Origin of the sequence: Occallatibacter sp., assembly GCF_036502485.1 — a bacterium.
GTDB lineage: Bacteria > Acidobacteriota > Terriglobia > Terriglobales > Acidobacteriaceae > Telmatobacter.
The window spans coordinates 37,755-63,079 of sequence record NZ_DASXYM010000036.1 but is presented as its reverse complement, the minus strand read 5'-3'; the positions used below and the strand labels follow the sequence as shown (position 1 = coordinate 63,079).

At 60.6% G+C, this 25,325-nt stretch carries 22 protein-coding genes; 6 read left to right on the top strand and 16 right to left on the bottom strand.

Annotated elements, in window-relative coordinates:
• Positions 1-21: 21 nt before the first annotated feature.
• Together VGL22_RS05970 and VGL22_RS05965 are read right to left on the bottom strand one after the other, a co-directional pair.
• The gene (locus VGL22_RS05970; RefSeq protein WP_465265984.1) at positions 22-1,506 is read right to left on the bottom strand and encodes a hypothetical protein; all 1,485 of its coding nucleotides are present in this window, start codon (positions 1,504-1,506) and stop codon (positions 22-24) included.
• Positions 1,507-1,567: 61 nt separating this feature from the next.
• Complete coding sequence (locus VGL22_RS05965) at positions 1,568-2,560, bottom strand: UbiA family prenyltransferase (RefSeq protein WP_465265983.1); 993 nt, start codon at positions 2,558-2,560, stop codon at positions 1,568-1,570.
• 230 nt (positions 2,561-2,790) lie between these two features.
• Here VGL22_RS05965 and VGL22_RS05960 point away from each other — a divergent pair, with 230 nt between their 5' ends.
• A complete protein-coding gene (locus VGL22_RS05960) occupies positions 2,791-3,537 on the top strand; it encodes a polyprenol monophosphomannose synthase (RefSeq protein WP_465265982.1) in 747 nt (248 codons plus the stop codon).
• On the opposite strand, the gene VGL22_RS05955 is transcribed toward VGL22_RS05960, so the two are convergent.
• The 4 genes from VGL22_RS05955 to VGL22_RS05940 all read right to left on the bottom strand — a co-directional run bounded on the left by VGL22_RS05955 (position 3,534) and on the right by VGL22_RS05940 (position 7,475).
• Positions 3,534-4,259 carry a ZIP family metal transporter gene (locus tag VGL22_RS05955; RefSeq protein WP_465265981.1) on the bottom strand — a complete coding sequence of 242 codons (726 nt, stop codon included), beginning with the start codon at positions 4,257-4,259 and terminating at the stop codon, positions 3,534-3,536. The two genes, VGL22_RS05960 and VGL22_RS05955, sit on opposite strands and share 4 nt — an antisense overlap.
• A gap of 146 nt (positions 4,260-4,405) precedes the next feature.
• Entirely contained in the window at positions 4,406-5,491 is a 1,086-nt protein-coding gene (gene ychF / locus VGL22_RS05950) for a redox-regulated ATPase YchF (RefSeq protein WP_465265980.1), read from the bottom strand.
• Between the two features lie 122 nt (positions 5,492-5,613).
• A complete protein-coding gene (locus VGL22_RS05945; RefSeq protein WP_465265979.1) occupies positions 5,614-6,132 on the bottom strand; it encodes a DUF4149 domain-containing protein in 519 nt (172 codons plus the stop codon).
• A gap of 89 nt (positions 6,133-6,221) precedes the next feature.
• Positions 6,222-7,475 (bottom strand): diguanylate cyclase domain-containing protein, encoded by a 1,254-nt coding sequence (locus VGL22_RS05940; protein WP_465265978.1) that lies wholly within the window; start codon positions 7,473-7,475, stop codon positions 6,222-6,224.
• A 369-nt stretch (positions 7,476-7,844) separates the two neighbouring features.
• Here VGL22_RS05940 and VGL22_RS05935 point away from each other — a divergent pair, with 369 nt between their 5' ends.
• Positions 7,845-8,255: a hypothetical protein gene (locus tag VGL22_RS05935; protein ID WP_465265977.1), complete on the top strand. Its 411-nt coding sequence runs from the start codon at positions 7,845-7,847 to the stop codon at positions 8,253-8,255.
• Between the two features lie 80 nt (positions 8,256-8,335).
• Here the strand turns inward: VGL22_RS05935 and VGL22_RS05930 are convergent, their stop codons facing one another.
• The 6 genes from VGL22_RS05930 to murA form a co-directional block, all read right to left on the bottom strand.
• Entirely contained in the window at positions 8,336-8,950 is a 615-nt protein-coding gene (locus VGL22_RS05930; protein ID WP_465265976.1) for a hypothetical protein, read from the bottom strand.
• A 1-nt stretch (position 8,951) separates the two neighbouring features.
• Positions 8,952-9,737, bottom strand: coding sequence for a DUF2092 domain-containing protein (locus VGL22_RS05925; RefSeq protein ID WP_465265975.1), 786 nt, complete (start codon positions 9,735-9,737; stop codon positions 8,952-8,954).
• A 306-nt stretch (positions 9,738-10,043) separates the two neighbouring features.
• Positions 10,044-10,364: a c-type cytochrome gene (locus VGL22_RS05920; protein WP_465265974.1), complete on the bottom strand. Its 321-nt coding sequence runs from the start codon at positions 10,362-10,364 to the stop codon at positions 10,044-10,046.
• 34 nt (positions 10,365-10,398) lie between these two features.
• A complete protein-coding gene (locus VGL22_RS05915; protein ID WP_465265973.1) occupies positions 10,399-12,876 on the bottom strand; it encodes a hypothetical protein in 2,478 nt (825 codons plus the stop codon).
• A gap of 12 nt (positions 12,877-12,888) precedes the next feature.
• Entirely contained in the window at positions 12,889-13,824 is a 936-nt protein-coding gene (locus VGL22_RS05910) for a DmsE family decaheme c-type cytochrome (RefSeq protein ID WP_465265972.1), read from the bottom strand.
• Positions 13,825-14,117: 293 nt separating this feature from the next.
• A complete protein-coding gene (murA, locus tag VGL22_RS05905; RefSeq protein WP_465265971.1) occupies positions 14,118-15,422 on the bottom strand; it encodes a UDP-N-acetylglucosamine 1-carboxyvinyltransferase in 1,305 nt (434 codons plus the stop codon).
• A gap of 152 nt (positions 15,423-15,574) precedes the next feature.
• Between murA and VGL22_RS05900 the strand changes: the two genes are divergently transcribed.
• Positions 15,575-16,027, top strand: a complete 453-nt coding sequence (locus tag VGL22_RS05900; protein ID WP_465265970.1) for a hypothetical protein — start codon at positions 15,575-15,577, stop codon at positions 16,025-16,027.
• Positions 16,028-16,168: 141 nt separating this feature from the next.
• Here VGL22_RS05900 and VGL22_RS05895 read toward each other — a convergent pair whose 3' ends face one another.
• Positions 16,169-16,459, bottom strand: coding sequence for a hypothetical protein (locus VGL22_RS05895; RefSeq protein ID WP_465265969.1), 291 nt, complete (start codon positions 16,457-16,459; stop codon positions 16,169-16,171).
• A gap of 281 nt (positions 16,460-16,740) precedes the next feature.
• Here VGL22_RS05895 and solA point away from each other — a divergent pair, with 281 nt between their 5' ends.
• Positions 16,741-17,898, top strand: coding sequence for an N-methyl-L-tryptophan oxidase (gene solA / locus VGL22_RS05890; protein WP_465265968.1), 1,158 nt, complete (start codon positions 16,741-16,743; stop codon positions 17,896-17,898).
• Positions 17,899-18,089: 191 nt separating this feature from the next.
• On the opposite strand, the gene VGL22_RS05885 is transcribed toward solA, so the two are convergent.
• The gene (locus VGL22_RS05885; RefSeq protein WP_465265967.1) at positions 18,090-19,055 is read right to left on the bottom strand and encodes an alkaline phosphatase family protein; all 966 of its coding nucleotides are present in this window, start codon (positions 19,053-19,055) and stop codon (positions 18,090-18,092) included.
• 215 nt (positions 19,056-19,270) lie between these two features.
• On the opposite strand from VGL22_RS05885, the gene VGL22_RS05880 reads away from it, so the two are divergent.
• Both VGL22_RS05880 and VGL22_RS05875 read left to right on the top strand, forming a co-directional pair.
• Positions 19,271-19,987, top strand: coding sequence for a hypothetical protein (locus VGL22_RS05880; RefSeq protein ID WP_465265966.1), 717 nt, complete (start codon positions 19,271-19,273; stop codon positions 19,985-19,987).
• Between the two features lie 419 nt (positions 19,988-20,406).
• Positions 20,407-21,816 (top strand): PQQ-dependent sugar dehydrogenase, encoded by a 1,410-nt coding sequence (locus VGL22_RS05875; RefSeq protein ID WP_465265965.1) that lies wholly within the window; start codon positions 20,407-20,409, stop codon positions 21,814-21,816.
• A gap of 80 nt (positions 21,817-21,896) precedes the next feature.
• On the opposite strand, the gene ftsY is transcribed toward VGL22_RS05875, so the two are convergent.
• Both ftsY and VGL22_RS05865 read right to left on the bottom strand, forming a co-directional pair.
• Positions 21,897-22,889 carry a signal recognition particle-docking protein FtsY gene (gene ftsY, locus VGL22_RS05870; protein ID WP_465265964.1) on the bottom strand — a complete coding sequence of 331 codons (993 nt, stop codon included), beginning with the start codon at positions 22,887-22,889 and terminating at the stop codon, positions 21,897-21,899.
• A gap of 69 nt (positions 22,890-22,958) precedes the next feature.
• On the bottom strand, positions 22,959-25,313 hold the full coding sequence (locus tag VGL22_RS05865; RefSeq protein ID WP_465265963.1) for an LptF/LptG family permease: 2,355 nt from the start codon (positions 25,311-25,313) through the stop codon (positions 22,959-22,961).
• Positions 25,314-25,325: the final 12 nt, after the last annotated feature.

The following is a 25,325-nucleotide window of genomic DNA, read 5'->3' as shown; positions in this document are numbered from 1 at the left end:
TTAGGCTCTACCAAGCCTGAATCAGAGAATCCGGCACACCGCGTATCCCTGCTGCTGATAAGGACAAGCCAGGCCGGCGGGGGCGGCGCCATGCACCACCGTCCAGCCCACGGCAGGATACTCGGATCGGAGGCGCTGGAAGTCGCTCGCGGTGAAGTGATTCAGGCCGGTGGTCGCCTCGCTCTGCTGCTTCCAATCGTCCGCCAGGGTGGGGAACAGGGAGGCGGCGCCGCTGTCTTTGTAAGCGTCCGCAAGCGAGGAGCGCTCCGCGATGGCACGGAAGCCGTGCAGGTCGGTGTTCCGCTCCCGAAGATAGTGGGAATCGACAGCGAAGACGGCGTCCTGGGGAGTGTTCCCGCGTATCCACAGAAGGGTATCCACCCACGCGTTGGGGCTTGAGGCCAGCGGAAGTTCTATCTGCGGCGTGTCGGGATACGTGGCGCGGCCGACCAGGAACATGCCGAGCGCGAGCATACCGGTGGTCACGGGCAATACCCACGACCGCCAGCGGCCGACAAATTCTCCGAACACCCCGCCCAGCAGAATGACAAACACGATGGTGATGAGGTGAAAGGTCCTGAGGGGCTGCAGCCGCACAAAGTTGTCGAACTGGGGTGAACTGCTGACCACGCCGCCGGCGAGGATGGAGAGGATGCCGAACGGAATCATAACGAAGCTGAGCATGGAAAACGCTGCGGTGGTGGCCCGCAATTTTCCGCGCCAGAACCACGCCAGGATGGCAAGCGGCGCCAGCATTCCCAGCCAGTGATACCACGTCCAGTTATAGAGGAAATAGTAGTCCCGGGTGTAAAGCGCTTCCCGGTACGCACCGGCCGCCGGCTTGAGATTGAAACCGGTGGGGAGCACGCCAATGGCCGATGCCATAGCGGGAACCGGCTGCTTGGCCCGAGCCGTGCTCTGCTCGGTGACGTAGATGACGATGGCCAGAACGGCCAGATAGGCAACCATCTGCGGGTGGAACAGTCCCGTAAGTACCGCGGCGATCGCGGCGAACGCATACCGTCGCTGCAGCAGCCCCCCCAGGGCAATGAGCGTGAGCGGCGTGGAGAAGGAGCGCGCCGTTAGGTAAGGATCAGCGAGCAGCAAGGCCGTATTCGCGGCCGGCATGGTGAGGACCGCGGTGATGATGAGCGTGGCTGACCAGCGCGCGCGGGAGGTCGTAAAGCAGGCACTGGCGATCAGCCAGCACGACGCAATCATGCCGAAGAGGCAGACGACGTACCAGAGGAAGGCAGCCCAGTCCACGGAAAGATGGGTGAGGCGGGAGGTGCCGGCGAGGACGTTCCCGAAGATGGAGAGGTGCTCGTGATCGAGAAAAAAGTCGGGTGCGAAGGGATAAAGCGCGGGGTTGGCCAGCTTCTTCGCGGCCGGGATGTAGATTTCAGCGTCTTCCACGCCGAAGTGGTAGCCGTGAACTCCCAGGGCAGCCATGGTAAGCAGCGCCAGGCGCACAACAGGGAAGGGCTTTCGTGAATTTACCGGCACAGCTTCTCCATGCTTTGATCGTCTCGCATCTGCAGGTGTATTCCTGGTGCGTGCGACGGGGTTACACCTGAGATTTCGGGAATACCGTCGTCAACCAGGGCACATCGATAAACAGCAGCGATGCAAACACAATTACGCAAAGCGCCAGAACCAGCATGAGGCGAGGCTCGCGATAAAGCTTTTCCGGGTTTTGAACGGGGCTTTCAAAGCCGAAGGAAAGGCCGAAGTAAATAGCCATGAGCCACGCCACGAGAGGAAAAGACAGGATCAGCTCGATCCGATAACGCATGATGAATGCGCCAAAGAAGAGCATGGCGGCGGCGGCATAAAAGACAACGGAAGTAAGTAGCGAGTCCTGTGTATAAAAGCGGAATGATTTGCGATAGCCGGCGGCGAGCAACGGGTCGTCGATCTGACGAAACTCGCTGAAGCGCTTCAGGCCCATGAAGTAGGCGCCCAGCATCCAGTAGGCGACCAGCAGCGAAAGCGGCGGAAGAAGAGCGGCCGTTACTGAGAACCAGCCGAGACAAAACCGGATGGGATTATTGATGGATTCGCTGAGGACATCGATATAGGGAGCATCTTTACTGCGCAGCGGTGGGATGTTGTAAACACACCCCATGAGCCAGAGGGCCGCGACGCTCCAGGTGAATCCTACAGAAATGGTACGGGCAAGAAGGACTCCTGCCACCATGAGGACCATCCACTGCGCGTATCCCCATCCCGTGTGAACCAGTCCGCTGGCTGCGGGTCGGGCTCTTTTGATCGGGTGAAGCCGGTCAAACGGCGCATCGAGCATCTCGTTGATCACGTAGTTGCTGCTGGAAACAAGGGTGGCCGCCACAAGACCGACGCATATGCGCACCGCCAGCGAGACGTCGAGATGCCTTCCAGTCAACGCGATCGCCAGCAGTACCCCAGGCAGAATGAATGCCTGTTTGATCGAATGATCAAGACGCATGATGCGCACGTGCGCAGCCAGGCTGGGGCGCAGCAGCGCGCTGGCCGACGGCTCCGGGGTAAGGATGGGGGCAATCTCGGTCGTTAAGGGCATTCAGTGTCTCAGAGGACCATCGTGTAATAAAAGATTACCATTACCCCATTTAGACGGCTTGCCCTTGCCGAGGTTCATACGGTTCGGAACTTTTCACTTGGAGATCCAGAATCTGGCAGAATTCCGGGTCAGAGAGGGGGCAGCAAGAGCCATACGATCTGCTGTCGACCGGATTTGTACCGCTTTCGTCTATATTTCGTTCGACACGTTCTGACGGAGCCGGGCTGCCGATGCATTTTGAAGAGAAGCTCGCACTGGTTTTACCCACATTGAATGAGGCAGAATGCCTGCCCCTGATCCTTGAACGGGCCCTCGAGGTCCTCGGCCGATCGTTCATCCAGTTCGAGATCCTGGTGGTGGACGATGACAGTCGCGATGCGACGCAGGCTATCGTGAAGTCGTTCGCGCTCCGTGATTCGCGGGTGCGCCTGCTTGCGCGTCACGGCCAGCGCGGCCTCGCGGGCGCCGTCCTGCATGGTTGGCGGCATACAGACGCGGCGTTGCTGGGGGTGATGGATGCGGATCTGCAACATCCTCCGGAACTGCTCCCCAAACTTCTGGCAGCAATCAGCGCGGGGGCAGATTTAGCGCTGGCGAGCCGCTATGCGGGCCGCCGGCAGAAGCTGCGCTGGAGCGCGATACGAAAAGCGGCTTCCGCGGTTTCAATCTGGCTCGCCCGCCCGCTGCAGAGCCCCGCGGCTCGCGTGCACGATCCGCTCTCAGGCTATTTTGTGGTGCGCCGGCCTGCCATCGCCAATCTCCCCTTCCGGTCCACAGGCTTCAAACTGCTGCTGGAGATCCTGCTGCGCGGCCGGGTACAACGCGTCGTCGAAGTTCCTTTTGAATTTGGAAGACGTGGCGCAGGCCGAAGCAAAGCCGGGCTGAAGATCGGCTGGGATTATCTGCTGCTGCTGGCCACCCTGTATGTGGCGCGATGGAGGGCGACGGCGCTGACCGCCGGGGTCTCTTCCGACTAGAGTGCCGGCAGCATAAGCCGCAGCAGCAGGAATCCGGCAACTCCAAGAAAGAAGACAAGGGCCATGCGAATGCCGGGTTCGCGGTTGACCTCGGGAACGAGGTCGCTTGCCCCGACATAGAATGCCACGCCGGCTGAGATCGGCAGCCCGTAGGGCAGCCAGTGCGGGGCGAGCTCGATCACGAGCACCCCGGCAAGCGTGGCGACGGCCAGCGCAACCGCCGAGTAGAACGCGACCCGCCGGCTGCGCCCGCTGGCCAGCATCACGGACGCAATCGTGAAGCCTTCAGGGGCCTTATGCAGGAAGATGGCCAGAAAGATGAGCCATCCAAGCGTGTTCGACACAACGAAGCCCGATCCTATCGCGACCCCGTCAAAGAGCGCGTGCACGCTAAGGCCGGCGAGGACCGCGTATCCGGTGCGGTGGGTGACGAACTCGTGATGGTGCGTTTCTTCTCCGTAATGGAAGTGCGCGTTGATGGTGTGTTCCAGAAGATGCACCGCACAGTAACCCGCCATCATGAGGATGGGGCCGAGGCGCGGGCTGAGACGAAGGCTCTCAGGCGCCATTTCAAGCATGGCGGTGGCCATGAGGAAGCCGGCGCCCAGAGCGACGAAATAGCGCAGGTACTTTTCGATGCCGCGGGCGCGCACCAGCACCAGGCCGCCGGCGATGTCAGCAAGGGCGGCCAGCAACCCTAGGAGAATGGAGAGTTTCAGCATCACTCGATTGCGCCCTCAGCCGTCAGCTTTCAGCTTCATGTTTGGCTGCGCTCGGCAATTTAGCCAATGCAGACGTGGGTTGGAAGGCGGGGCACAGTTCGAACCCTCAGGGCGCTGATGCTTCACCGGCGGCTGACGGCTCTCTTCTAACCGCTGTGCCGGATATGCATGACGTCGCCGTCATGAACCGTGTATTCCTTGCCTTCCAGGCGCAGCGTTCCACGAGCGCGCGCGTTGGCCTCTGAGCCGGCATCGAGAAGCTGGTCCCAGCGGATGGTCTCGGCGCGGATAAAGTGGTGTTCCAGATCGGAATGGATGGCGCCGGCAGCCTGCGGCGCCTTGGAGCCGACCGCAACCGTCCAGGCCCGGCACTCGTCCTCGCCCGCGGTGAAGAAGCTGATCAGGCCCAGCAGTTCGTAACTTTTACGGATGAGGCGCACCAGCCCGCTTTCGTGTAGGCCATAGCTCGACAGGAAGTCTGCGGCCTCGGCGTCGTCCATCTCCGCGAGCTCTGCTTCCACCTTGCCGCAGATTGCGGTTGCGCCTGCGTTGGGCCGCCCGGCGATTTCGTTCAGCATGAAACGGCTGGCCGCGGCGTCGAGATCCTGGCCGAGTACGGTGCTTTCTCCGATGTTGAGCGCGTAGAGGATGGGCTTCTGCGAGAGGAACATGAACCCCTTGATCAACTTCCTCTCTTCGGGCGTCATCTCCAGTTCGCGCAAGGGCCGCTCCTGTTCGAGCGATTCTTTGGATCGCAACAGCAGCGCATTTTCACGCTCAAGCTCGTCGGTGCGCTTCTTCTTGAGGTCTTTCTCAACGCGTTCCAGGCGTTTCTCCACCTGGGTAAGATCGCTCACCATCAGGTCGAATTCGACATTCTTGATGTCCCGCAGCGGGTCAACGGGTCCAACGTGCGGAATGGAATCGTCTTCAAACGCGCGCAGGACATGAATGAGGGCATCGACATTGCGAAGGCTGGTGAGGAAGGCGGTCTCCTTGAGGGCCTCCTGCCCGATCGCGGCCACATCGACATAGTCCACGGTGGCGTACGTTGTCTTTTTCGGCGAATAGAGCGCGGAGAGCTTGTCGAGCCGCTCATCCGGAACACGCGCCACGCCGATGTGCGCTTCGCGTGGATTGGAATAGCCGCGATCCTCCAGTTTGGCCTTGGTGAGGATCTTGAAGAGCGACGTCTTGCCTACTTGTGGCAGGCCGATGATGCCTGTTTTCATGCGCTTCCTCGGCTTCTGGGTCCCTCCAAGTTTACAGGAGCGATGCGGGAGGGCCACGGCTGGCCATTCTCCGCAGAGAAGGGCGTCGGGAGACGTCGATGAATGCCGCGGGAGCCCGCCACCTACTTCATCACGGTTGCGAAGCGGGGTTGCTCGCCGCTGACCGTTTCGGCGCGCGCCACCAGAACGACCGTGATCAACCCGAAGAGCAAAACCGCCTCTTCGACGAACAGGCTTCGATTGTGAAGTTCGTTGAAGTCCTGCGTGTATGGATTGGTGGTGTCGGCGGTGTTGATGGCGCCTCCGGCCGCGATGCGGTCGCGCTCCATTGCCGGGATAATTCCGAATTGCGAGTAGGCGGTGCACGCCAGCATCAGCACAAGCAGAACCATGGGCGCGATCACCACCCGCGATTTATAGATGTTCCACGTGGGTGCAAGCGCCAGCAGGGCAAGAGCCACGATGCCGGAGACAAAACCCATCGAATGGAGAATGCGCAGGAGCTGCCCGACGATAGTTCCTGCGAGGTGCGTGTCGGGCTGCGTGGTGAAGCTGACCGCGGCAACAACCGGAAAGAAGACTTCAGCGCCGAGCCAGACAATCAGCGCCAGATAAAGCAGCGTGCGTAGCAGGGTCTTCATGCCGGAAGAATACTTGAGCGCGGGTGCTTCGCAAAGTTTTTGGCACGTCGCGGTGGAGTGCTGTCGTTCAGCGCCGGCAAACAACCGGATCAGCGCGTGGGAGTTTGGCTGGGACGCAGGATTGGTGGCGCTGCTGTTTCGGACGAAGCGTCGAATCGCTGATTCGGTTCAAGCCTCTTCTTCGAATCGTACATGCGCAGGTCTGCCCTGATGCACAGCGATTCCTGATCTTGCGCGTCGTCGGGAAAAATAGCGATACCCAGACTTGCACCCACGCTGATGGAGCGATTGCCGACGTGCACCGGGTTGTCGAGCAGGTCCAGCAGCGACCGTCCCACGTGGCTGGCTTCCTCACGGCTGGTGGGCCCCTCGAGAATGATTGCAAACTCATCCCCGCCAGTGCGCGCCACCGTATCGGAACGCCGTATGCGCCCGGAAAACATGCGCGCAACCTCCTGCAGCAGCAGGTCGCCGGCATGGTGGCCCAGCGTATCGTTGACCTGCTTGAACCGGTCAAGGTCAAGGAAAAGCAGGGCGGTCTGCATTCCGGTGCGCCGGGCGCGTTCAAGTGCGCGGCTCAGCCGGTCCGAGAAGAGCCGACGGTTGGGCAAGCCGGTGAGTGCGTCGTGCAGGGCAAGATGCTTGTTATGCGCGATCTGGTCTTCGAGAAGCACCAGAATCATGCCGATGGCAACCACGTACTTGGGAAGGTTCCAAACTTCTTTCTCGATGTGCACCTGGGGGTACCACGCGGCCAGAGATGGCGCGATCGTGAATACGTTGGCCCATAGAAAGAAGCCTGCGATGGTGATGATGGCGCCGGCAGAGGCGCGGCGATACATGTTCCAGAAGTGGATGGCAGCCCCGAGAAAGACGGTGAACAGGATCGCGTTCAGGGCCAGATCCATGCCGTCGGCCCTGTTCTGCACATTGAGCAGCAGAATACTGAGGGATGCCTGCAGCGCCATCATCATCCATCGCAGGAGGTGCGTGAAACGGGGCGCGGCAATAAGCGCAACGGTGAGGGGCGCGGCGCCCAGTAGAAAGGCGGCAACGTTCAGAATGAGCGCGGGCGCTCCGTGCATCAGGATTGCCAGATAGCCGCTGTATGTGACGAATAGCGTGATCAGCAGGACGAGGCTGGACTTTTCGCTTCGATACGGAACCGATGCCCGCATGAAGAGGAGGCCTGCCCACACGAGGGCCAGAACACCGAGGAACTCTGAAATCGGGCCTACCGAAGCAGGCGCCAACGAAAACATGAATGCGAGGAAGTGGAAAACGATGAGCAGCCATGCCCAGAGCCAGTGGGCCGATACCGGCGTGGGACTTTTACGGGCCACGGAAGCAAACGCCCATGCAAGAAGCCCAACAGCAATAAGATCCGGCAGCTTACTCCAATCCACATCCCCCCCTGGCCCGGTGCTATCTAAAGTCCATATCGCTGAACGAACACCGATTATAGGCGGATTGCACCCCCGAGGTAACTCCGACTTTATGGGAAGGACAGTGCTGCTTTGGTAATCGCGAACCCGGGCGCCTCCCGTGTCTGAGCAGATGCGCCGGGCAGGATTTTCGCTGGTTGTGGAGACGATGGATGTCTACACTGTCGAGAGGTCCAATGTGTCCGGAAAAAACTCCCGCACACGATGGATTGTCACAGTACAGGCGAGAGCTGGTGTCAGGTTTCCGGCGGGGTATGCGGCAGAGAAATGGCGGCGAGTCTCTACATAGTGGTCGAGGGGGAGGACCCCGGGTTCGATATCTTCGTAAACGGGCATGCGTTGGCGCGTAACGAAGATGCCCTGGAGCGGCTGGCCGGGCGCCTCGGCGTCAGTCCACTGCTGGAGTTCTTTTCCGCGGACGAGAACTCAATGGCCTTGCTGCTTGAGCAGGGCGGGGGCAATCCCGATTGGGTGCATCATCTGCCAGATCCGCAGTGGTTTAACCCGGCAAATGGGCTGGTGACGGTTTGCGCACTGCTGCACTTTCTGGACGCGGCGCCGACGGCTCTGGGGTCAGAGACGGTGCAGGTTCTTTCGGAGCTGCGCGAGTACGAACGTGTACTTAGAAAAACCGCACACCGGGATCTGCGCTGGCACCTGGCTGTGAGCTGGCGCTGAATTCCAAATAGCGGAATACTTGCCGGAGCGCGGACGGGGGCGCACCCCTTTACAGCCGGCTCAAGAGCCGGGCAAGCATCCTAAGGATAAGTCACGGTCTGGTATACGAGGCTCGTGCCCTGGTAGTAGGGGCGGTAGTACACGCTGTTGCAGTTGTAGATAACATTCTCGCCGGAGTCGATTTTGCTGCAACCGCCGGGCAGGGCAGTGACAACCGTTCCAACCGCGGGAGGCGCCACCACCACCGTGGTGGAGGGCTTGGCAGCGGCTGCCACGGCCGCGGTAGTTACGGCAGCCGCAGTTGCGCCTACAGCAAACGCGCCCCAGTTCCAGTCGTCGTCGTTATGATAGCCGCAGTTATAACATCCGCCGCCGCCGTTAACATTCACGTTCACATTCCGGTTTACGTTTACGCTCTGATTGACGTTCGTATTCCGGTTGACATTGGTGTTGTTCACATTCGTGTTGTTGACGCCGCGATTATTGACATTGGTGTTGTTGACGTTGCGATTGTTTGCGTTCGAAGTGTCGCGGGTGTTGGACGTATTTGCCCGGTTCGCGTTCTGTCCGGTGGAGCGGTTCTTTACTTGTTCCCTCGAACTGCCGCCACCCCCTCCACGTCCTCTACCAACCTGGGCCAGGGAAGTTATGGTCAAGAGGGACAGGCATAGCGCTGAAGCAACTTTGAGTTTCATCTCAATTCCCTCCTGATAGGGGGATGAAATCGATCTGGTGGGCGTCAGCCGGCTTGGTGAAGGTGATGTCTTCGGCCGAGATGGTTGGATTCAGGTTCCAGTCCAGGAATTGGATGATGGTCCGCGGATCGCCATCAAGGTTTTTATTCACGATCTCTGCTCGAACGAAGCGGGGCGCCTCTCCGCCGGTTACCCATATCTGCCAATCTGCATCATCAGAGCTGAACGCGAGCTGATGCACATCCTCGTCAATGACTTTGACCCGGCCGATGACATAAGCAGTGTTCACCACTTTCTCCGCCAGATTGTAGAAGTCGCTGCGGAGAAACGGCGCCACGGGCATATCGATGCCCCGCGCGTGGAGAGCGTCGATATAGGCGGCAATGTTCTCTTTAGCCGGTAACGACACGTAAAGTTTGCTTTCCGGGGCATACAGCCACGCGCTGCCAGCGGCGGTGTAAAGCTCCACCCGCGGGCCACTGCCTTTGAAGATGATGTGGACCTTGTCCGGGCGCTGAACCGTGACGTCAATGACGTGGAAGGATGTGATGATCTGGCCGTTGGATGCGAGATCCTCTTCAGAAACGATCGCTTTGAATGAGAATGCCTGGGCCTGCTGGACGGGGTCGGCTACGGCTTTGAGAACCTTCATGGCCAGCGGGTCGACATCCTTCACGACCGCTTCTGGCGCGGGATGAGTTGCGGCTTCCTGGGCTATAAGATGGTGAGCTGGAATTGGAAATACAGTTAATGTGAATAGAGTCAGCCAAGTTCGAAGACGAAACATATTAACCTCCCGGGCAGGGGATTCGTAACGGCTTACCCGGTTATAAAATCAGGGAGCAGCGGGCGTGACAACCACTGGCAGTAGTGCCAGACTTCGGATGTGCCGAGGCCTTTGAGAGGGCGCGATGACTCGGAAGCGCACACGTTTCGTCATGCGACTCTGGGCCGTGGAACGAGGACGTGAATTGTTTCACGCCGGTCTCGTGGAGCCCGGCTACACGGGCAATGTCAAGAGCGGCCCTGGGCGATTCGCCGGCAGGTCGCAGAATCAGCCGCAGAACGCCGGGCCAAATCGATCGAGATCTCGTTACTTTTTCTGAAACATTCGGATATACGTGATTACGCTCTTGAGTTGCGCATCGGTGAGAACATCGGACCAGGGGGGCATCTGGCCCTTGCCTTTGCGGGTGATTTGCAGGAGCTCCGCGTCGCTATGTTTCAGTCCCGCCGCCGAGGTGAATGACGTAGCTTTGTACTTCCTGCCCGCGGGCGTGTTTGCGTCTCCATTTGCCCCGTGGCATGGAGCGCAACTCGCCTTGTACAGATCAGCGGGCGAATCCTGGGCAAATGCGGTGGGAGCGAGAACCAAGGCAAGAAGTAGTGCAATGGGCGGAATAGTTTTGCTCATCTGGATTCTCCTGATTGGTTGGGGGCGCGCTGAATCAGAACCAGTGCTTGACGCTGGCGGTGATCACGTTGCCGTGAGCATCGCGGGGCAGGGTCGGACCCACAGCCGAGCCCTCTCCGTACCCGTAATAGTTCCAGCCGGCCTTCCAGGCCCAGCCTTCAGCGATGTTCACCACTGCCTCGCCGAACGGCATCTGATAGTTGGATTGCAGAGATCCCATCACCTGTCTGTCGTTCAGGACCTCGGCGTTCCCATTCGAAGCCGCAGCCTGTAGACCGCCGGCAAAGCGGAGTTTCCTTTTAGGCGTGAACACGAAGTTCACCGAGGCGAAGTGGCCGGGATAGTGGTAAGTGCTGTTGCCTAAGTAGGGCTGCATGTTGTCGACATAGCCTGGAATGGCGCAGGCTCCGGCGCCGGGAAGGGGACTGCTGGCGTAGTAGCAAATGTCAGTCCGTGAGTAGTCGTTGTCGTAGGCGTAATTCACGTCGAGAGACCACTTGTCGCTGGGCTCAATCATGGCGCCCAGCGAGAAGTCACGGGTGTGGGCCAGATGGTGAACGTACTCAACGTTGTCGCGCTGCTCGAGCCAGTTGATCGCTCCCGAAAAGTGCATCCAGGGCTGAGGGTTGTAGAAGGTGCGGAGAATATAGTGCTGCAGGTGCCGCGGGCTGATACGGGTGTAAGCCTCATCCGCTGACATGGCCTCGACATTCAGCTTGATATTCAACTGTTGCGACGCTCGTACGCTGACTCCTCCCAGCCCCCAGTGCTCATGGATCTCATTTGTATCCGTGTCCGGTTCGCTGTCGGGAGTTACGGTGCAGGTTCCGTCAGAATTCAGGGGTTGATTGGCGCAGGCTCCGCGATTTGCAAAAGGCGGAGTAAAAGTCGATGTGGTGGTGTTCTGCAGGCTGTTGATGATGTATCGTTCGCGCCAGCGGTAGCCCCAACTGACCGTCAGCTTCTGAATCGGGGAGTAGGCGATAACTGAAGAGTCAGTGCGAACAGTCTGCGAAAAGTACCTGTGACGGAACGTGGTGGTGATGTCCGCTGCCGTCTTGGGCGTGTGCAGCGGACAAGTGTCCGCGGTGTAAGGCGGCGGGCACAATCCAGGAGTCCAGAAGTTCGAGGTGTCCGCCAGGCTGGTACCGAATTGAGTCTCCTGGTGCGGGGTGGTATGGCCGTTCTGACGGAACGAGCGGAAGTCGAAGATGTTCGATGCCTCCCACTTGCGGGAAAGCTGCGCTGTGATTCCGAAATCCCCGGCGACGTCGACGCGTGGAAGGGTGGCGAGATGGCTGTTTGCACCCACACCCGTGTAGCGAACGATATTTCGCCCCGTTGTGTTGATGGACTTGTCGCTCCAGCCGGAATAGTACTCGTTGTAGTGGTCAATACTCCCTTGGCCGCCGCTATAGAGAAACCGGCCGTTCATGTTCAGATGCGGGACCGAGGCGCTGGCGAAGCGAAGCTGTTCACTGGGAAGCAGGGTGCGCACCGGCGCATAGCGGTGGTAGTCGAGCGTCCCGTTGCACTTGGCGATCACCGTATTGTCTGTGCCCGGAACCAGGCAGGTGTTGTCCGCCGTGGTGAAGATGTTAAGCCCCTGCGAAACCGGAGTTCCATCTTGCAGTTGGAATTGCAAGTTAGAAGGGTCAATATTCCAGGTCGTATCCTGCTTGTAACTGGTGAAGAACTGGTCATAACTCAAGATCGTGCCTTTGACGGGCTTCCAGTCCAGGCCCCCGTTGTAAATGTCATTGCTGTAGCGCCACCACTGGTCGAGAAGCGGATTGGTGTTGCTTTTGCTTACGTTTGACGAGAAGGAGGGGCCTTCATTGACGGTTCGCCAGTACCCTACGCGGATGCTCACTTTGGAAAGCGGCAGAAGCGTGAGATTCATGTCTCCTGATTTGCGCACTGTATTGAACAGGTGCGGAGAGTCGAGGATGGGGACATAAGGCACGGCGTTGGCGGGAATCAGCGAGTTAGCAAACAGGTTGTAGTTGAAGTACTGGCGGTTACGCCGGAAGTTGGCCTGAAGATCGTAAGCTCTCCCCTTGAAAACCCGCAGCGTGCTAATGGCGTAAGGGTCTCCGCCGAATCCGGTCGCATTCAGGTTCAGTTCATCGAAAAACGGAGTCTTCTTACGATCGATAGAGTGCGCCATCAGGGAGCCGGCCAGCAACCGCGGACCGCTGCGGAGGTTCACCAGGGTCGCCCACGTTGCCGGGCTGCCTTCCGTCGTGACGATGTGGCCGCCCAGTTCGACACTCTGGTGAAGCACGTAATGATGTTCTTTTTCGCCAGTAGCAATGCCGCCCCCCGCGGCGCCGCTGGCGGCGGACTCACTCGGCAGAACTTTCTTTTCCACGGCTTCCTGGGCAGTTACCGGAAGCGTGATCAGCAGTGCGAGCAAGAGCGCCAGCAGGAGGAGCAGGTGTCCTGCCAGCGGAAGGGCGACGGAATCACGACTGGCCGTGAGTGCAATCAGCTTTTGTGCGATTTTCATCGTCGGCTCCCCCTATCGAATGAACGTGTCGACAACATTGGACCCGTGGATCTGCGAGTGGCAGATGATGCAGGAGGTGTATTGCATCGACTGGTCGTGGACGGGCGACGTGGGAGGCCCGCCGGCCACGAACTGGTCGCCCGCGAGTCCCGTGTGGCACTGCAGGCATAACTGGTTCATGTTGTTGCGAGCCAGCAGCCGAGGATTCGCCGATCCGTGGGGCGAATGGCAGAAGGTGCATCCTTCTGTCTTCACCACCGGGTGTTCGTAGATGAACGGGCCGGCGTTCTCCTGATGGCACTTGATGCAGATGGCATCGTCCTGCGCCGCTGACTTGGCCATGCTCTTCTGGAACGTGCCGTGCGGATCGTGACAATCCGTACAGGTCATCAAGCCTTCGTTCACCTTGTGATGAAAAGGCTTCGAGAAAGCAGGTTTGATGTCCTTGTGGCAGTTGTAGCAAAGCATCGGCTGCGAGGCTTTGAGCAGCCTGGTCTGCTCTTGCGACTTATGGATGCCATGACATTCAACGCATCCCACCTTTGCGTCCGCATGCGCGGAGCGGGAGAAGCCTGGGTGGTCAGCCTGATGACACTGCAGGCACTGGCCGTCCATCTGCTGCGAGTTGCCGTGCGTAAAGCTGAATATCTTCGACGCATCTCCGCCTGATTCGACGTGAGCCTTTCCAGGTCCATGACAGCCTTCGCAGGTAACTCCCTTGCCCTGGTGAGTCAGCTCCAGCTTGGAGTGGGGATTGCTCGCCATTCCCAGAGCTTCAGGCCGATGGCACATGGTGCAGGTTTTGGCGCCCACAAAGTCCGCAGGATTGGCCTTTGTGGTGGCGGCCGCTGCTGCTGCAATGTGGATTCGCTGCGCAACTGCAGGTGCGCAGGCCGCGAGCAGTACAGTTAGTGCGACGAATGCCGAGCTTAACAGGGATCGTCTCATGAAACTTCCTCCCGCGGGTACACCTGAGCGCCGGAAACACTTGCAGTGTTAAGCGAACTCACACTCTGAAGGGCGCTGAGAGATGTACTGGGTGGAGCTTAAGGCAGGCAGATCTACGACCCGATTGCGCTTGATCAAGACGGCTGTAAACACTTGTAAAGCTAAGGTAAAGGCTTCTTTACCGCGCGATGCGCTGACATTGCTTGCTTTACTTTTAGATCGAACCAGGTTGCAATGATCAGGCAGTCTCGAGCATCCGAGGAAGACAGGCTAAGTGGGAATGATGCACCGAGTTATCCTGCGAGGGCCTCTTCGCTTTGTGGGGCAGGGACGTTGCTGACTCTCGCTATCTTGGCGCCAACCGCTCTTAACTTCTCTTCAATCCTCTCGTAACCCCGATCCATGTGGTAGACGCGATCAAGGACGGATTGACCGTCAGCGACCAGGGCGGCCAATACCAGCGAAGCGCTGGCGCGGAGGTCGCTGCACATTACATGGGTTGCGGAGAGTTGTGCTTTTCCGCGAACCGTCGCGGTGCGGCCTTCCAGGCGGATGTCGGCGCCCATGCGCGCCAGTTCCTGGACGTGCATGAAGCGGTTTTCGAAGATATTCTCTTTGACCAGAGAAACGCCGTCGGCCTGGGTGGCGAGGGCCATGTACTGCGCTTGCATGTCAGTGGGGAAGCCGGGGTACTCCTCCGTGGAAATGTCCGCGGCGCGGAGATAGCCGTTGCTGCGCACGCGGAGAGCGTCACGGCCGAGGGTGTCGACGCGGGCACCAGCCTCCTGCAGTTTGGCGATAGCGGCGCCCAGGTGAGAGATGTTGCAGTCGGCCACCACCAGATCGCCGGCCGTGATTGCTCCAGCGATGAGGAAGGTGCCGGCCTCAATGCGGTCAGGGAAGATGCGGTGGCGCGCCCCGGAAAGCGAAGTAACGCCCTGCACGCACATGGTGGATGTGCCCGCGCCTTGGATACGCGCGCCCATGGCGGTAAGCAGCGCGGCGAGATCGACGACTTCCGGTTCGCGGGCGCAGTTCTCCATGAGAGTTTCGCCGTCGGCGAGGACAGCCGCCATGAGGAGGTCTTCCGTGCCAGTGACGGTGATCTTGTCGAAGACGATGTGGGCGCCGCGAAGGCGATCGGTGCGCGCTTCGATGTAGCCGTGCTGCGTGGTGATGACGGCGCCCATCTTTTCCAGGCCTTTTAGGTGGAGATCGATCGGGCGGCCGCCGATGGCGCATCCACCGGGCATTGCCACGCGGGCGATGCCCGTGCGAGCCACAAGTGGGCCGAGCACGAGCGAGCTGGCGCGCATGGTTTTGACGATTTCGTACTTGGCAATGGGGTCAGACAGAGTGGCGCAGCGGATGCGCGTGCGACGGGTATCGCCGTCGTCCCAGAGCTCGACTTCAGCACCCATGGAGGCCAGCAGTTTGCGCTCCGTGTCGATGTCGCGGACCTGGGGAACGTTCTCGAGGATCACGTCGTCCGCAGTGAGGATGGCGGCAGCCATGCAGGGAAGGGCGGAGTTCTTTGCGCCGGAGACACGAATGGTTCCAGTGAGAGGGTGGCCGCCGGTGATGAGGAATTTATCCATGTGGGGCAGGGTGCTCCGTAACAACCAGTTTAAAGGGGCAGAGCGGCAGAGGAGAAACGGGGAGCGCGCAACTTGTGCAGGTTGGGTGGGTTTGATTGGAACATGAGGACGCAGCGGAGAACAGGCTGGTCCTTAACGGAGGATGTAACGGTATGTATACGAAGACAATGGCAGTAGTGCTGGGGCTGGCGATGTCGGCCGGAATGTCAATAGCGCAAGCGCCGAGCGACGCTGCGCAGGCAGCGGGCTCCACGGCGAATGCGCAGACGCAGTCAACGACTGAAGGCGGCATGAAGGCGCGGCACCGCGAAATGGATCCAGACAAGGCAGCGGCTCGGCTGGGCAAGAAGCTGAATCTGAGCGCGGACCAGGTGGCGCAGATCAAGCCCATTCTCGCCGATCGTCAGCAGCAGATGCAGTCGCTACGGGCGGACGCTTCAGTGAGCAAGCAAGACAAGCATGCCAAAGCGAAGGCCGCGTTCGAAGACAGCAAAACCAAGATCGAAGCGGTGCTGAACGATCAGCAGAAGCAGCAGTTCGAACAGATGCTGCAGGAGCGCAAGGCGAAACGGCACAGCCGGAATGAGAAGCCGCAGGTCCAGTAATCCTGAATGTGCGTCTGTTCGTCTTGGTTCTCTGCCGGGTCGGCCATATAGATAAAAACCAAAAATAGAGGTCGAACAGGAACAGCCGGGTGCATGCCCGGCTTTTCCTGTATGGTACGGAGCGCGCAGCGGCGGAGAAGTTCAGGGGTCGCGGATGAAGAACCAGGTGGCTGCGCAGAGAAGGGCCATGATGGTGCCGGTGGAGAGCGCAGCAATCCATCCCGCGTACCGAACCAAGACAGGTATCAGGGAAGTGGATGCGATGCCTCCCAGGATACCGGCGGTATTCATGACGCCTGAGAGCGGGCCGGAGTGCTCGCCGCCCACTTCGGCGGCGTAAGACCAGAAGCCCGCCTCAGCAGCCATGAGGGCAGCGATGCTGAGGCCGAGCGCGGCGACGGAGAAAACGCGCTGGTGGGCTGCGGCGGCCATGTAGAGCAGAAGGCCGCTGCCTGCATAGCCGATGGTGATGACCGCGCGTGATCCCGCGGCGCGGGCCGGCCAGGATCCATGAGCGTGCTGCGGCGCGGTCGATCTGAGTCATGACTCGATTCTGTGGTCGTTGTTGTGGGCGAGGGAACCGTTGCTGTCTTTTAAACTGTAGCGAATCGGCGATGAGAACGCGGTGAAAACAAGAATAGGGTACAGCGGCAGTATTGACGGCGTGAGCGTCATGGGATGTGCAACCGAGGCGCGAAGGGCGAGGGGAGCGAATGGCGTTTGACGTGATTGTGCTGGGGCTGGGGGCGATGGGTAGCGCGGCGGCGTTTCACCTGGCGGGGCGCGGAGGCCGCGTGCTGGGAATTGAGCAGTTTACTTCGGCGCACGATCGCGGCTCCTCGCATGGAGGATCGCGGATCATCCGGCAGGCGTATTGGGAGAGCCCGGATTACATTCCGCTGGTGCTGCGCGCTTATGAGTTGTGGCGGAAGGTCGAGGCTGACGCGGGTGTACGGCTCCTCAGTATCACGGGCGGGATGACGCTGGGTGATCCGCGGGGCGAAATGATCCAGCGCACCATGGAAGCGGCGCGGGAGCACGGGATTGCGTTTGAGGTGTTTGAGGGCACGGCGATCACGAAGAACTATCCAGCGGTGCGGCCTCTTGCAGGAGATGTGGCGGTGGTGGAGCCGCATGCTGGTTATCTGCTGCCGGAGGAATGCATTCGTGCCCATCTCAAGCTGGCCGAACGTGCGGGTGCGGAACTGCATTTCGAAGAGAAGGTGGTGGCCTGGAAGGCTGGGCCGAACGGAGTCGAGGTGCGAACGGATCGCGGGACGTACAACGCGGGGCACTTAGTCATCGCAGCGGGACCGTGGGCAAATGATGCGATGGCCGGCGTGTTTCCGCTGCGTGTGACGCGGCAGGTGATGGCGTGGATTGCGCCGCGCGGCGGCGTGGGAGATTTTCTGCCGGAGCGGTTTCCGGTGTGGCTTGCGGAGGACCCGGATGGCGGGGCGCCTGCGTACGGATTCCCGGCGCTGGATGGTGAAGCCGGCGGCGTGAAGGCGGCGGTGCATGGGAGCGACGGCGTGTGCACGCCGGAAACGGTGGATCGTGCGATCCACGAATCCGATATGAGGCGCATTGTGGAGAAGGTGCGGCTGCGCATGCCTGCACTGGATGGGGCCGTGCTGCGTTCGAAGACATGCATGTACACCATGACACCGGATGAGAACTTTGTGATTGGACGGCATCCGCAGATGGAGAACTGCACGGTTGCATGCGGGTTCTCCGGGCATGGGTTCAAGTTTGCGAGCGTGGTGGGCGAGGTGCTGGCGGATTTGGCGACGGTGGGAGCGACGGAGTTGCCGGTGGGGATTTTCGATCCGGGCAGGTTTGAAGAGCAGGGATTAGGGAATAGGGAGTAGGGAATACCACGGCAGAGTTCCTTCGGCAATCAAAGCGCAACGGTCAAGACAAGAAGCGTGCTGTCAGAAGAGAACGGATGCAAACCAGGCGCCGCGCGGTTCGTTATAGAGGCCGATGGTCATCAGGTTCAGGGGCTGAGTGATGCGAAGACCGTTGCTTCGAGTTAGTTCCGGCGTGGCTTGTTCGGCCCCTAAGGGAAGACGGAGAACAGGTCGCTGAGGTCTTTTGCGCTCGATGCATAGCGGATGTACGGGTACACGCCAAAGATTTCCTGCAGAGTACGCAGCATCGACGAGTGCGTGTAGTAGATGGCGTTCGAGTAGTGATTGCCCTTGGCGAACGGCGAGAGCAGGATCATGGGAATGGGACCGTCGCCGGTCTGGGCTTCATCCCACACGATGAAGAGCGCGCCGCCGCTGCGATACGCGGTGGAACCGAGGATCGCGGGGACGTGTGTCTTGAGCCATGTATCGCCGTGGGTGATGGCGTTGCCGCTGCATGGGTCGTGCATGTCGTCGCACAGGTTGGGCGTGATGAAGTTGTAGCGCGCCACGGTGTTGTTGACGAGATCGGTGGCGAACTGACCAAAGGGACGAATGTGGCTGATGCAGTTGGCTGATTTGGTGTTCAGCGTGTTTGTCACGTCATTGAAATAGACAAAGGGGTCATGGCGAGGCTGGTAGAGCCGGCCGCCGTTGGCATCGAGCGCGCCCTCGGGGTTGATGGGGCAGTCGTTGCCGGTGATGTTTTCTTCGTAAGCGCGCCAGGATATGCCGGCTTTCTGCAACAGCGTGACCAGGTGATTGGTTGTGGACTGCGGATGCTGCCGCGGCAAGCCGTCGTCGTGGACGCCGAGGGTGTCGCCGGCCTCGAGCCACAGGTAGTTGGGCAGGCTGGGATGAATGCCGGGCGGGTTGTTGTAGTTGCGCGCGTACGAGGCTTCAGGGATCAGCGTGAAGTTGGTGAACGGGGCGGCGGGATTATTGGCGATGTTTGTGGAAGCTGTTGAGCCGGTCCAGTTGTGGTTCTCCATCACGATGACGAAGACGGTTTTGATGTGATGGACCGTCTGTGCGGAGAAGGTGGTGGGCAGAGCCATTGCCAACGCAGCAGGCAGCCAGAGCTGACGCTTGAAAGGGGAAAGTGCAATGCGCATGAGCGCTCCTCTCGATGGTCTTTTGAAGAGATGAAGACATCGGATGAAGCCCCTATGAATGCTCTTAGTCTATGGCGCGAGGGGGCGGCTTGGGAACCGCAGGTGAATGCCAAGAGCAAGCAAATGATGACAAAAGGTGTGGGGTTAGAGGGAAGGTACGTCGTCCCGGTTGAGGAAACCGGTTGCCGAACGCGCGTGATGTACTGGCATCAGCAATGAAGCGCAGATCATTTTTCGTTCAGCTTGTTATCGGTGTGCTGATTGTGGCGGCGGTGTATTTCTTCTTTATCCGTACGCAGGGGAGAGCGCCGGAGCGCGAGGAGCAGCGCGGGAGGCGGGAGAGTCAGCGTGAGGGGAGAAAGCCGGAGGCGCGTGGCGGAGAGGGCGGTTCCGGCGCGGCCGGGCAGGTGGTCTGCGAGACGCAGTACTTCGCGGACTGGACGGAGCCGGCCATGCGGGGCTGCACGGTGCGCACGCGGAACGGGTATCCTGTGCCGGATGGGCGGTGCACGCCGGGCGGGGTGAACCCTTCAGTCAATTTGAATGTGATGCGGGATGCGACGTGGCGGACGCGGACGGTGCGGAACTGCGCGTCGAGCGAGGCGCAGAAGCACGTGGCGTATGGGTGGTATGCGATCCAGAAGCCGCGGGTGAACTCGAATGAGAACCAGGTGTGCGAACTGGACCATCTGGTTCCGCTGGAACTGGGCGGGGCCGATGGGCTGGGCAATATCTGGCCGCAGTGCGGGCCGGACGAGGTGACGTTGAAGCAGCGCTACTTCAAGCAGAAGGATCACGTGGAGAACTACCTGGCCGAAGAGGTGAAGGCGGGGAGGATGCCGCTGGCGGAGGCGCAGCGAGGGATTGCGAAGGACTGGACGCAATACCTGAACGATGCGGATCTATGGTGCGGGAGGACGGGCAGGTGTTGAGGAGCGGGCGGCGAGGTCTTGAGGTGGTCGCGCAGGGGATAACTATTCAGTAGCCTTGGCGATTCAGGCCTGCGAACCGAGTTCTCCCAAGAATCTTTAGTAACCACCCCTTAAAAGGCGAAGTTCAGGTGAACCCTTATTTGGACTGCGATGATCTACAAACCTCAGCGATAAGGGGTTGTGCGAAATTCCTGTCAAGGGGGTCTGTGGAAAACATTTTGAGGAAATCAGGTAATTTTCTGGTTAACAGATTGGCGTCGCTGGATGGGGTGGGAGTGAGGGTAAGCGGGATGCGAGAGATGGTCCGCGAGCGCATGGGGCACCTCATCTATGGTGCCATATCTGGAGCGGGCGTCTGTGACGGCAAACACAGGTCAAGGTGCAACGCGGTTGTCGCTTAGCTGGATAGACTATTGGTGATGTTGCGACGTGGATTGCTGGTGTTAGGGATGCTTCTGGATGTGGTTGGCGCGGGCTGGGGGCAGCAGCAATCGCACACACTTATCTATGCGCCGGGTAAGTCGATTACGCTGTCGGCGCCGGCGGAGTTTGAGATAAACATCGCGATCAAGGGAATTCGGCGGGTGCGTTTTTTCGCGCAATCACCGGACGGGCGCGTTTTTGTTACCGCGATGTACAGCCTGGCGGATAACCGGCTGGGTTCGGTTTCAATCCTTGACGGGTGGAATGAGAGCGCGCACGCGTTTGCGCGGACGATTCCCTACCTGCGGCATCTGCATAATCCCAACAGCATTGCGTTCTGGACGGATGAGAAGACGGGGCAGACGTGGCTGTATGTGGGGCTGACCGACAAGCTGGTGCGCTATCCGTACCGGGCGGGCGAGAACGCTCCGGGCGGCGCGCCGCAGACGCTGCTGCGGTTTCCGGATTATGGGCTGAATTACAAATATGGCGGGTGGCATCTTACGCGGACGATTGCGGTGGGCAAGGTGGGAGATCAGCCGCGCATTTTTGTTTCCGTGGGGTCTTCATGCAATTACTGCCAGGAGCGAGAGGCGGCGCGCGCATCGATTTTGAGCATGGACCCGGATGGCGGGAACGCGAAGGTCGTTGCGCAGGGCGTGCGCAACGCGGTGGACCTGCATTGGGTTCCCGAACTGGATGGGGGAGTGCTGCTGGCGACGAACATGGGCGCCGATCACCTGGGCGACAAGCTGCCGGATGACACGCTGTTAAGGATCGATGCGGGCGCGGACCATGCGGTGAACTATGGGTGGCCGAAGTGCTATTTCGCGGAGGGGAAGGCGAGGTTCGATACGACGGCTCTGCCGCGGATGGAGGATCCGAAGTTCAATGCGCATACGGATTCGCCGGTGCGTGGGCGAGAGGACTCGGTGTACGGGAAGCAGGGTAGCGTGGCCGAGGCGGGCACGAATCTTGCGGCGGGCGGAGGGCATGCGCGCGGCGCCGATCCGAATGCGGCGCTGGGTGCGCCGGCGGAGCCGCTGAAGAGCTGCGAGGGTGTTCCGGCGGCGTATGCGTGGTTTCGGGCGCACAGCTCGCCGCTGGGGTTCGCGTATTTTCCGGAGGGCGATACGAGGCTGAAGGCCAGCTTGCTTGTGGTGCTGCATGGGGCAGGGCATCCGGGTATTGGTTCGGGATACCGGGTTGTGCGGCTGGTGGGAGCGGAACGCAGACCGGAGGATTTCATCGCCGGGTTCATGACGGTGGAGCACGGGAAGGCGGTGGTGCATGGAAGGCCTTGCGGGATTCTGCGGGTGGGTCCGGATTCGTTTCTGCTTACGGATGATTATTTGGGGCTGGTGTATTCGGTGCATTTGCGGGGTGGGGTGGAGCGGGTGAATTGAGGATCGCGGTCTCCCACCCAGTCGCCAGAAAAAAAGCGGCAGGCTGGTTCGGTGGACGCTGTGCAGGGGATGGAAGCGGGTTAGCCGAGGAGGCCGTCGACGAAGGCTTCGGGGGAGAACTCGAGGAGGTCTGACATTTTTTCGCCGACGCCGACGAAGCGGACGGGGAGGTTGAGTTCGCGGGCGATGGCAACGGCGATGCCGCCTTTGGCGGTGCCGTCGAGCTTGGTGAGGACGATGCCGGTGACGCCGGCTGCCTGGGTGAAGAGGCGGGCCTGCTGGAGGCCGTTCTGGCCGGTGGTGGCGTCCATGACGAGGAGGACCTCGTGGGGGGCGTCAGGGATGAGGCGCTGGGCGGTGCGGCGCATTTTTTCGAGCTCGTCCATGAGGCCGGACTTGGTGTGGAGGCGGCCGGCGGTGTCGACGTAGAGGTCGGCGATGTTGCGAGCCTTGGCGGCGGTAATGGAGTCGTAGAGGACTGCGGCGGGGTCGCCACCCTGGCGGGTCTTGATCATTTCAACGCCGGAGCGGGCGGCCCAGACTTCCAACTGTTCGATGGCGGCGGCGCGGAAGGTGTCAGCGGCGCAGAGGAGGACGGAGCGGTTCTGCGCTTTGGACCAGGCGGCGAGCTTGCCGCTGGTGGTGGTTTTGCCGGTGCCATTGACACCGACCAGGAAGGTGACGCGGGGGGGAGCGGCCGGCTGGACGACGGGCTTCTGGGTGCTGTCGAGGATGGACTTGATCTGCTGCTTGAGCAGGTCGCGCAACTCGGAGCCGCCTTCAATGGCCTGGCGACGGGCGCGGTCGCGGAGGGCGTCAACGATTTCGGTGGTGGTTTGCACGCCGATGTCGGAGGTGATGAGCGCGGCTTCGAGCTCTTCGAGGTCGGCTTCATCTACCTGGCGGGTCATGGCGACGATGCCTTCGACTTTGGAGCCGAAGGACTCGCGGGTGCGCGTGACGGCATCGCGCATGCGGCCGAAGAATCCGGATCGCTTTTCTTCCGGTTCCTGCTCTTCGGGCTTCTTTTCGGGTTCTTCGTTCAGGCTGCCGAACAGGCTGATGAATTCCATGGTCTTGTTCAGGATAAGGCATGGGGAATAGGGAGGGGCGCGGGGGCCGGCATGGCGGGACGGCAGGGTCTAAGTGGGAGTGCGCAGCAGCAGGTATCCGCCGGTGAGGCCGAAGAGAACGTCGGCGGACCAGGCGGCCAGGGGGGCGGGCAGGTAGTTTACGTTGCCCATGGCGCCGAACAGGCCGTCGACCATCCAGTAAGCCAGGGCGACGCCGATGGCTACGGCGATTCCGGTGAGCGATCCGCGGCGGCCCATGGAGAGCGCAAAGGGGATGGCGAGCATGGCCATGACGATGGCGACCAGCGGGTAGGCGAGCTTGTGCCAGAGCGCGACGCGCAGGCGCATGGTATCGAACCCGCTCTGGCGCAGGTCGCGGATGTACCGATCGAGCTGATCGAAGTTCATCTCCTGGGACTGCAGGCTTTCTTTGGAGAAGTAGTTGGGCTCTTCCTGAATTTCGCTGAAGGTGGATTTTGCGAACTCGTGGAAGCCGGTCTGGTTGGCTCCCTCGAAGTCGCGCACCCAGCCGTTCTCAAACTGCCAGGCGTTCTTTTTGTCATCCCAGTAGACGCGGCCGGCGAAGATGCGGCGCGACAGGGCGAAGGTGGCGGGGTGGAACTCGAAGATGGAGAGGTTGGCGAACTCGGCGCGGTCGCGATCGAAGAAGCGGTAGTAGAAGATGCGGCCGGGCTCGCCGGGGCGCGCCTGGCCGAAGATCCAGGTTTGTTCAGGATGGAGCACGGTTTGAGCCGGGCGGTGCTTGATGACGTTGCGCAACGCCTCTTGCCGGCGATTGGCCTGGGGGAGGTAGAACTCGTCGAAAAGGAACAGGCTGACGGCGAGGGTTGCGGCGATGGCGACGATGGGCATCACGAGGCGGTAGAGGCTGATGCCGGTTGCCTTCATGGCGATGATTTCGCTGTTGCGATTGAGAACGCCGAAGGTTGTGAGGCCGGCGATCAGCACCGCCAGCGGCGTGATGGTGTAGAGCATGCTGGGCGCGAGGTTAACCAGGTAGAGGCCCCAGGTCACAGGCGCAATCTGGTTTTTGATGATGTCGCCTACCAGCTCAAAGAAGTTGAACACGAGCGTCAACAGAACGAAGCCGCAGAGCACCAGGACGAAGGCACTGACGAATTCGCGGATCACGTAGGCATCGAGGATGCGCGGGAACGCTCCGCGGTAGGCCTTGCGGGTGCTGCGCGGGTGGCGGCGGTCAAGCATGTGGCCGAGGGGACCGCCGTTGGTGTGGAGGGCGGACAAGAGGGATTCGGTGTTGAGGCTGGGCGCGCGGGTGCGGAAATTGGCGATGGCAATGAGTATGCGTCCGCCGGTAGCCATCTGCCACAGCAGGAAGGTTCCGCCGAGGGCGAAGACGATGTTGGCGAGCCAGACGGCCAGGGTGGGAGGCAGTTTGTCTTGCCGTGCCAGGGCCACGCCGGTGTAGGACACCACATAATAGATGATGACCAGCAGCAGCGTGAAGACGAACCCGGAACCCTTGCCGCCGCGGCGTGACATGACGCCGAGGGGAACGCCGACCAGCATCAGCACCAGGCAGGCGGCGGGGTAGGCCAGGCGATTGTTGAGCTCGATCACGTAGCGCTTGTTGTCGGGTTTGTGGATGCGGTCAATGAGGACGCGGGTAGGGATGGCGTAAACGGCTGTGTCCATGCGCCCGAGGTGGATGTCGTTTTGCGGGCTGAGCCGGAACGGGAGGTCGGTGGTGGTGAAGGTGGAGACGTTGTACTGATCGGGATGGGCCGGGTCTGCGTCATGCTGTTGGCCGTTGCGCAGGCGCATGAGGAGTTCGAGGGACGAGTCGTTCACGACGGTGGCGGACTCGGCGGTAGTGACCTTTGGCGAGGAGGGGTCGCTCAGGTCGGCCATGAAGATCTGCTTCCAGTTGGCGGCGCCGGTGCCGGAGCGGACGTCCTGGACATAGAGAACGGCGTTGTGGAAGTCCTCATAGAAGACGCGGGGCTGGATTTGATACGAGGCCTGGGAGGCAGCGAGGGACTGCTGCATGTCGAGGATGGCCTGGTTGGCGCGGGGAGCGATCCAGAGGGAGTTGACGGTGCCGAACAGGACGCCGGCGATGGCTACGATGGAGGCGACGCGGACGAAGTAGCCAATGCCGAGCCCGGAAGCACGCATGGCAATGATTTCGCTGTCGGCGGCGAGGCGGCTGAGGCCGAGCAGGATGCCGACCAGGACGGACATGGGGATGGTGACCCAGAAGAGGTTCGGCATTGTGAAGAGGAAGACCTCGAACACGTTGCTGAAGCTGGAGCTGTTGCGCACCACCATCTCGAGGATCTGGGGGAGGCGGGGCATGAAGAGGATGAAGGTGAACAGAGCGCAGCCGATGAGTGCGTGCGACAGGATTTCGCCGAGGATGTAGCGGGTGAGGATGCGCACGGCAGGGCTCTC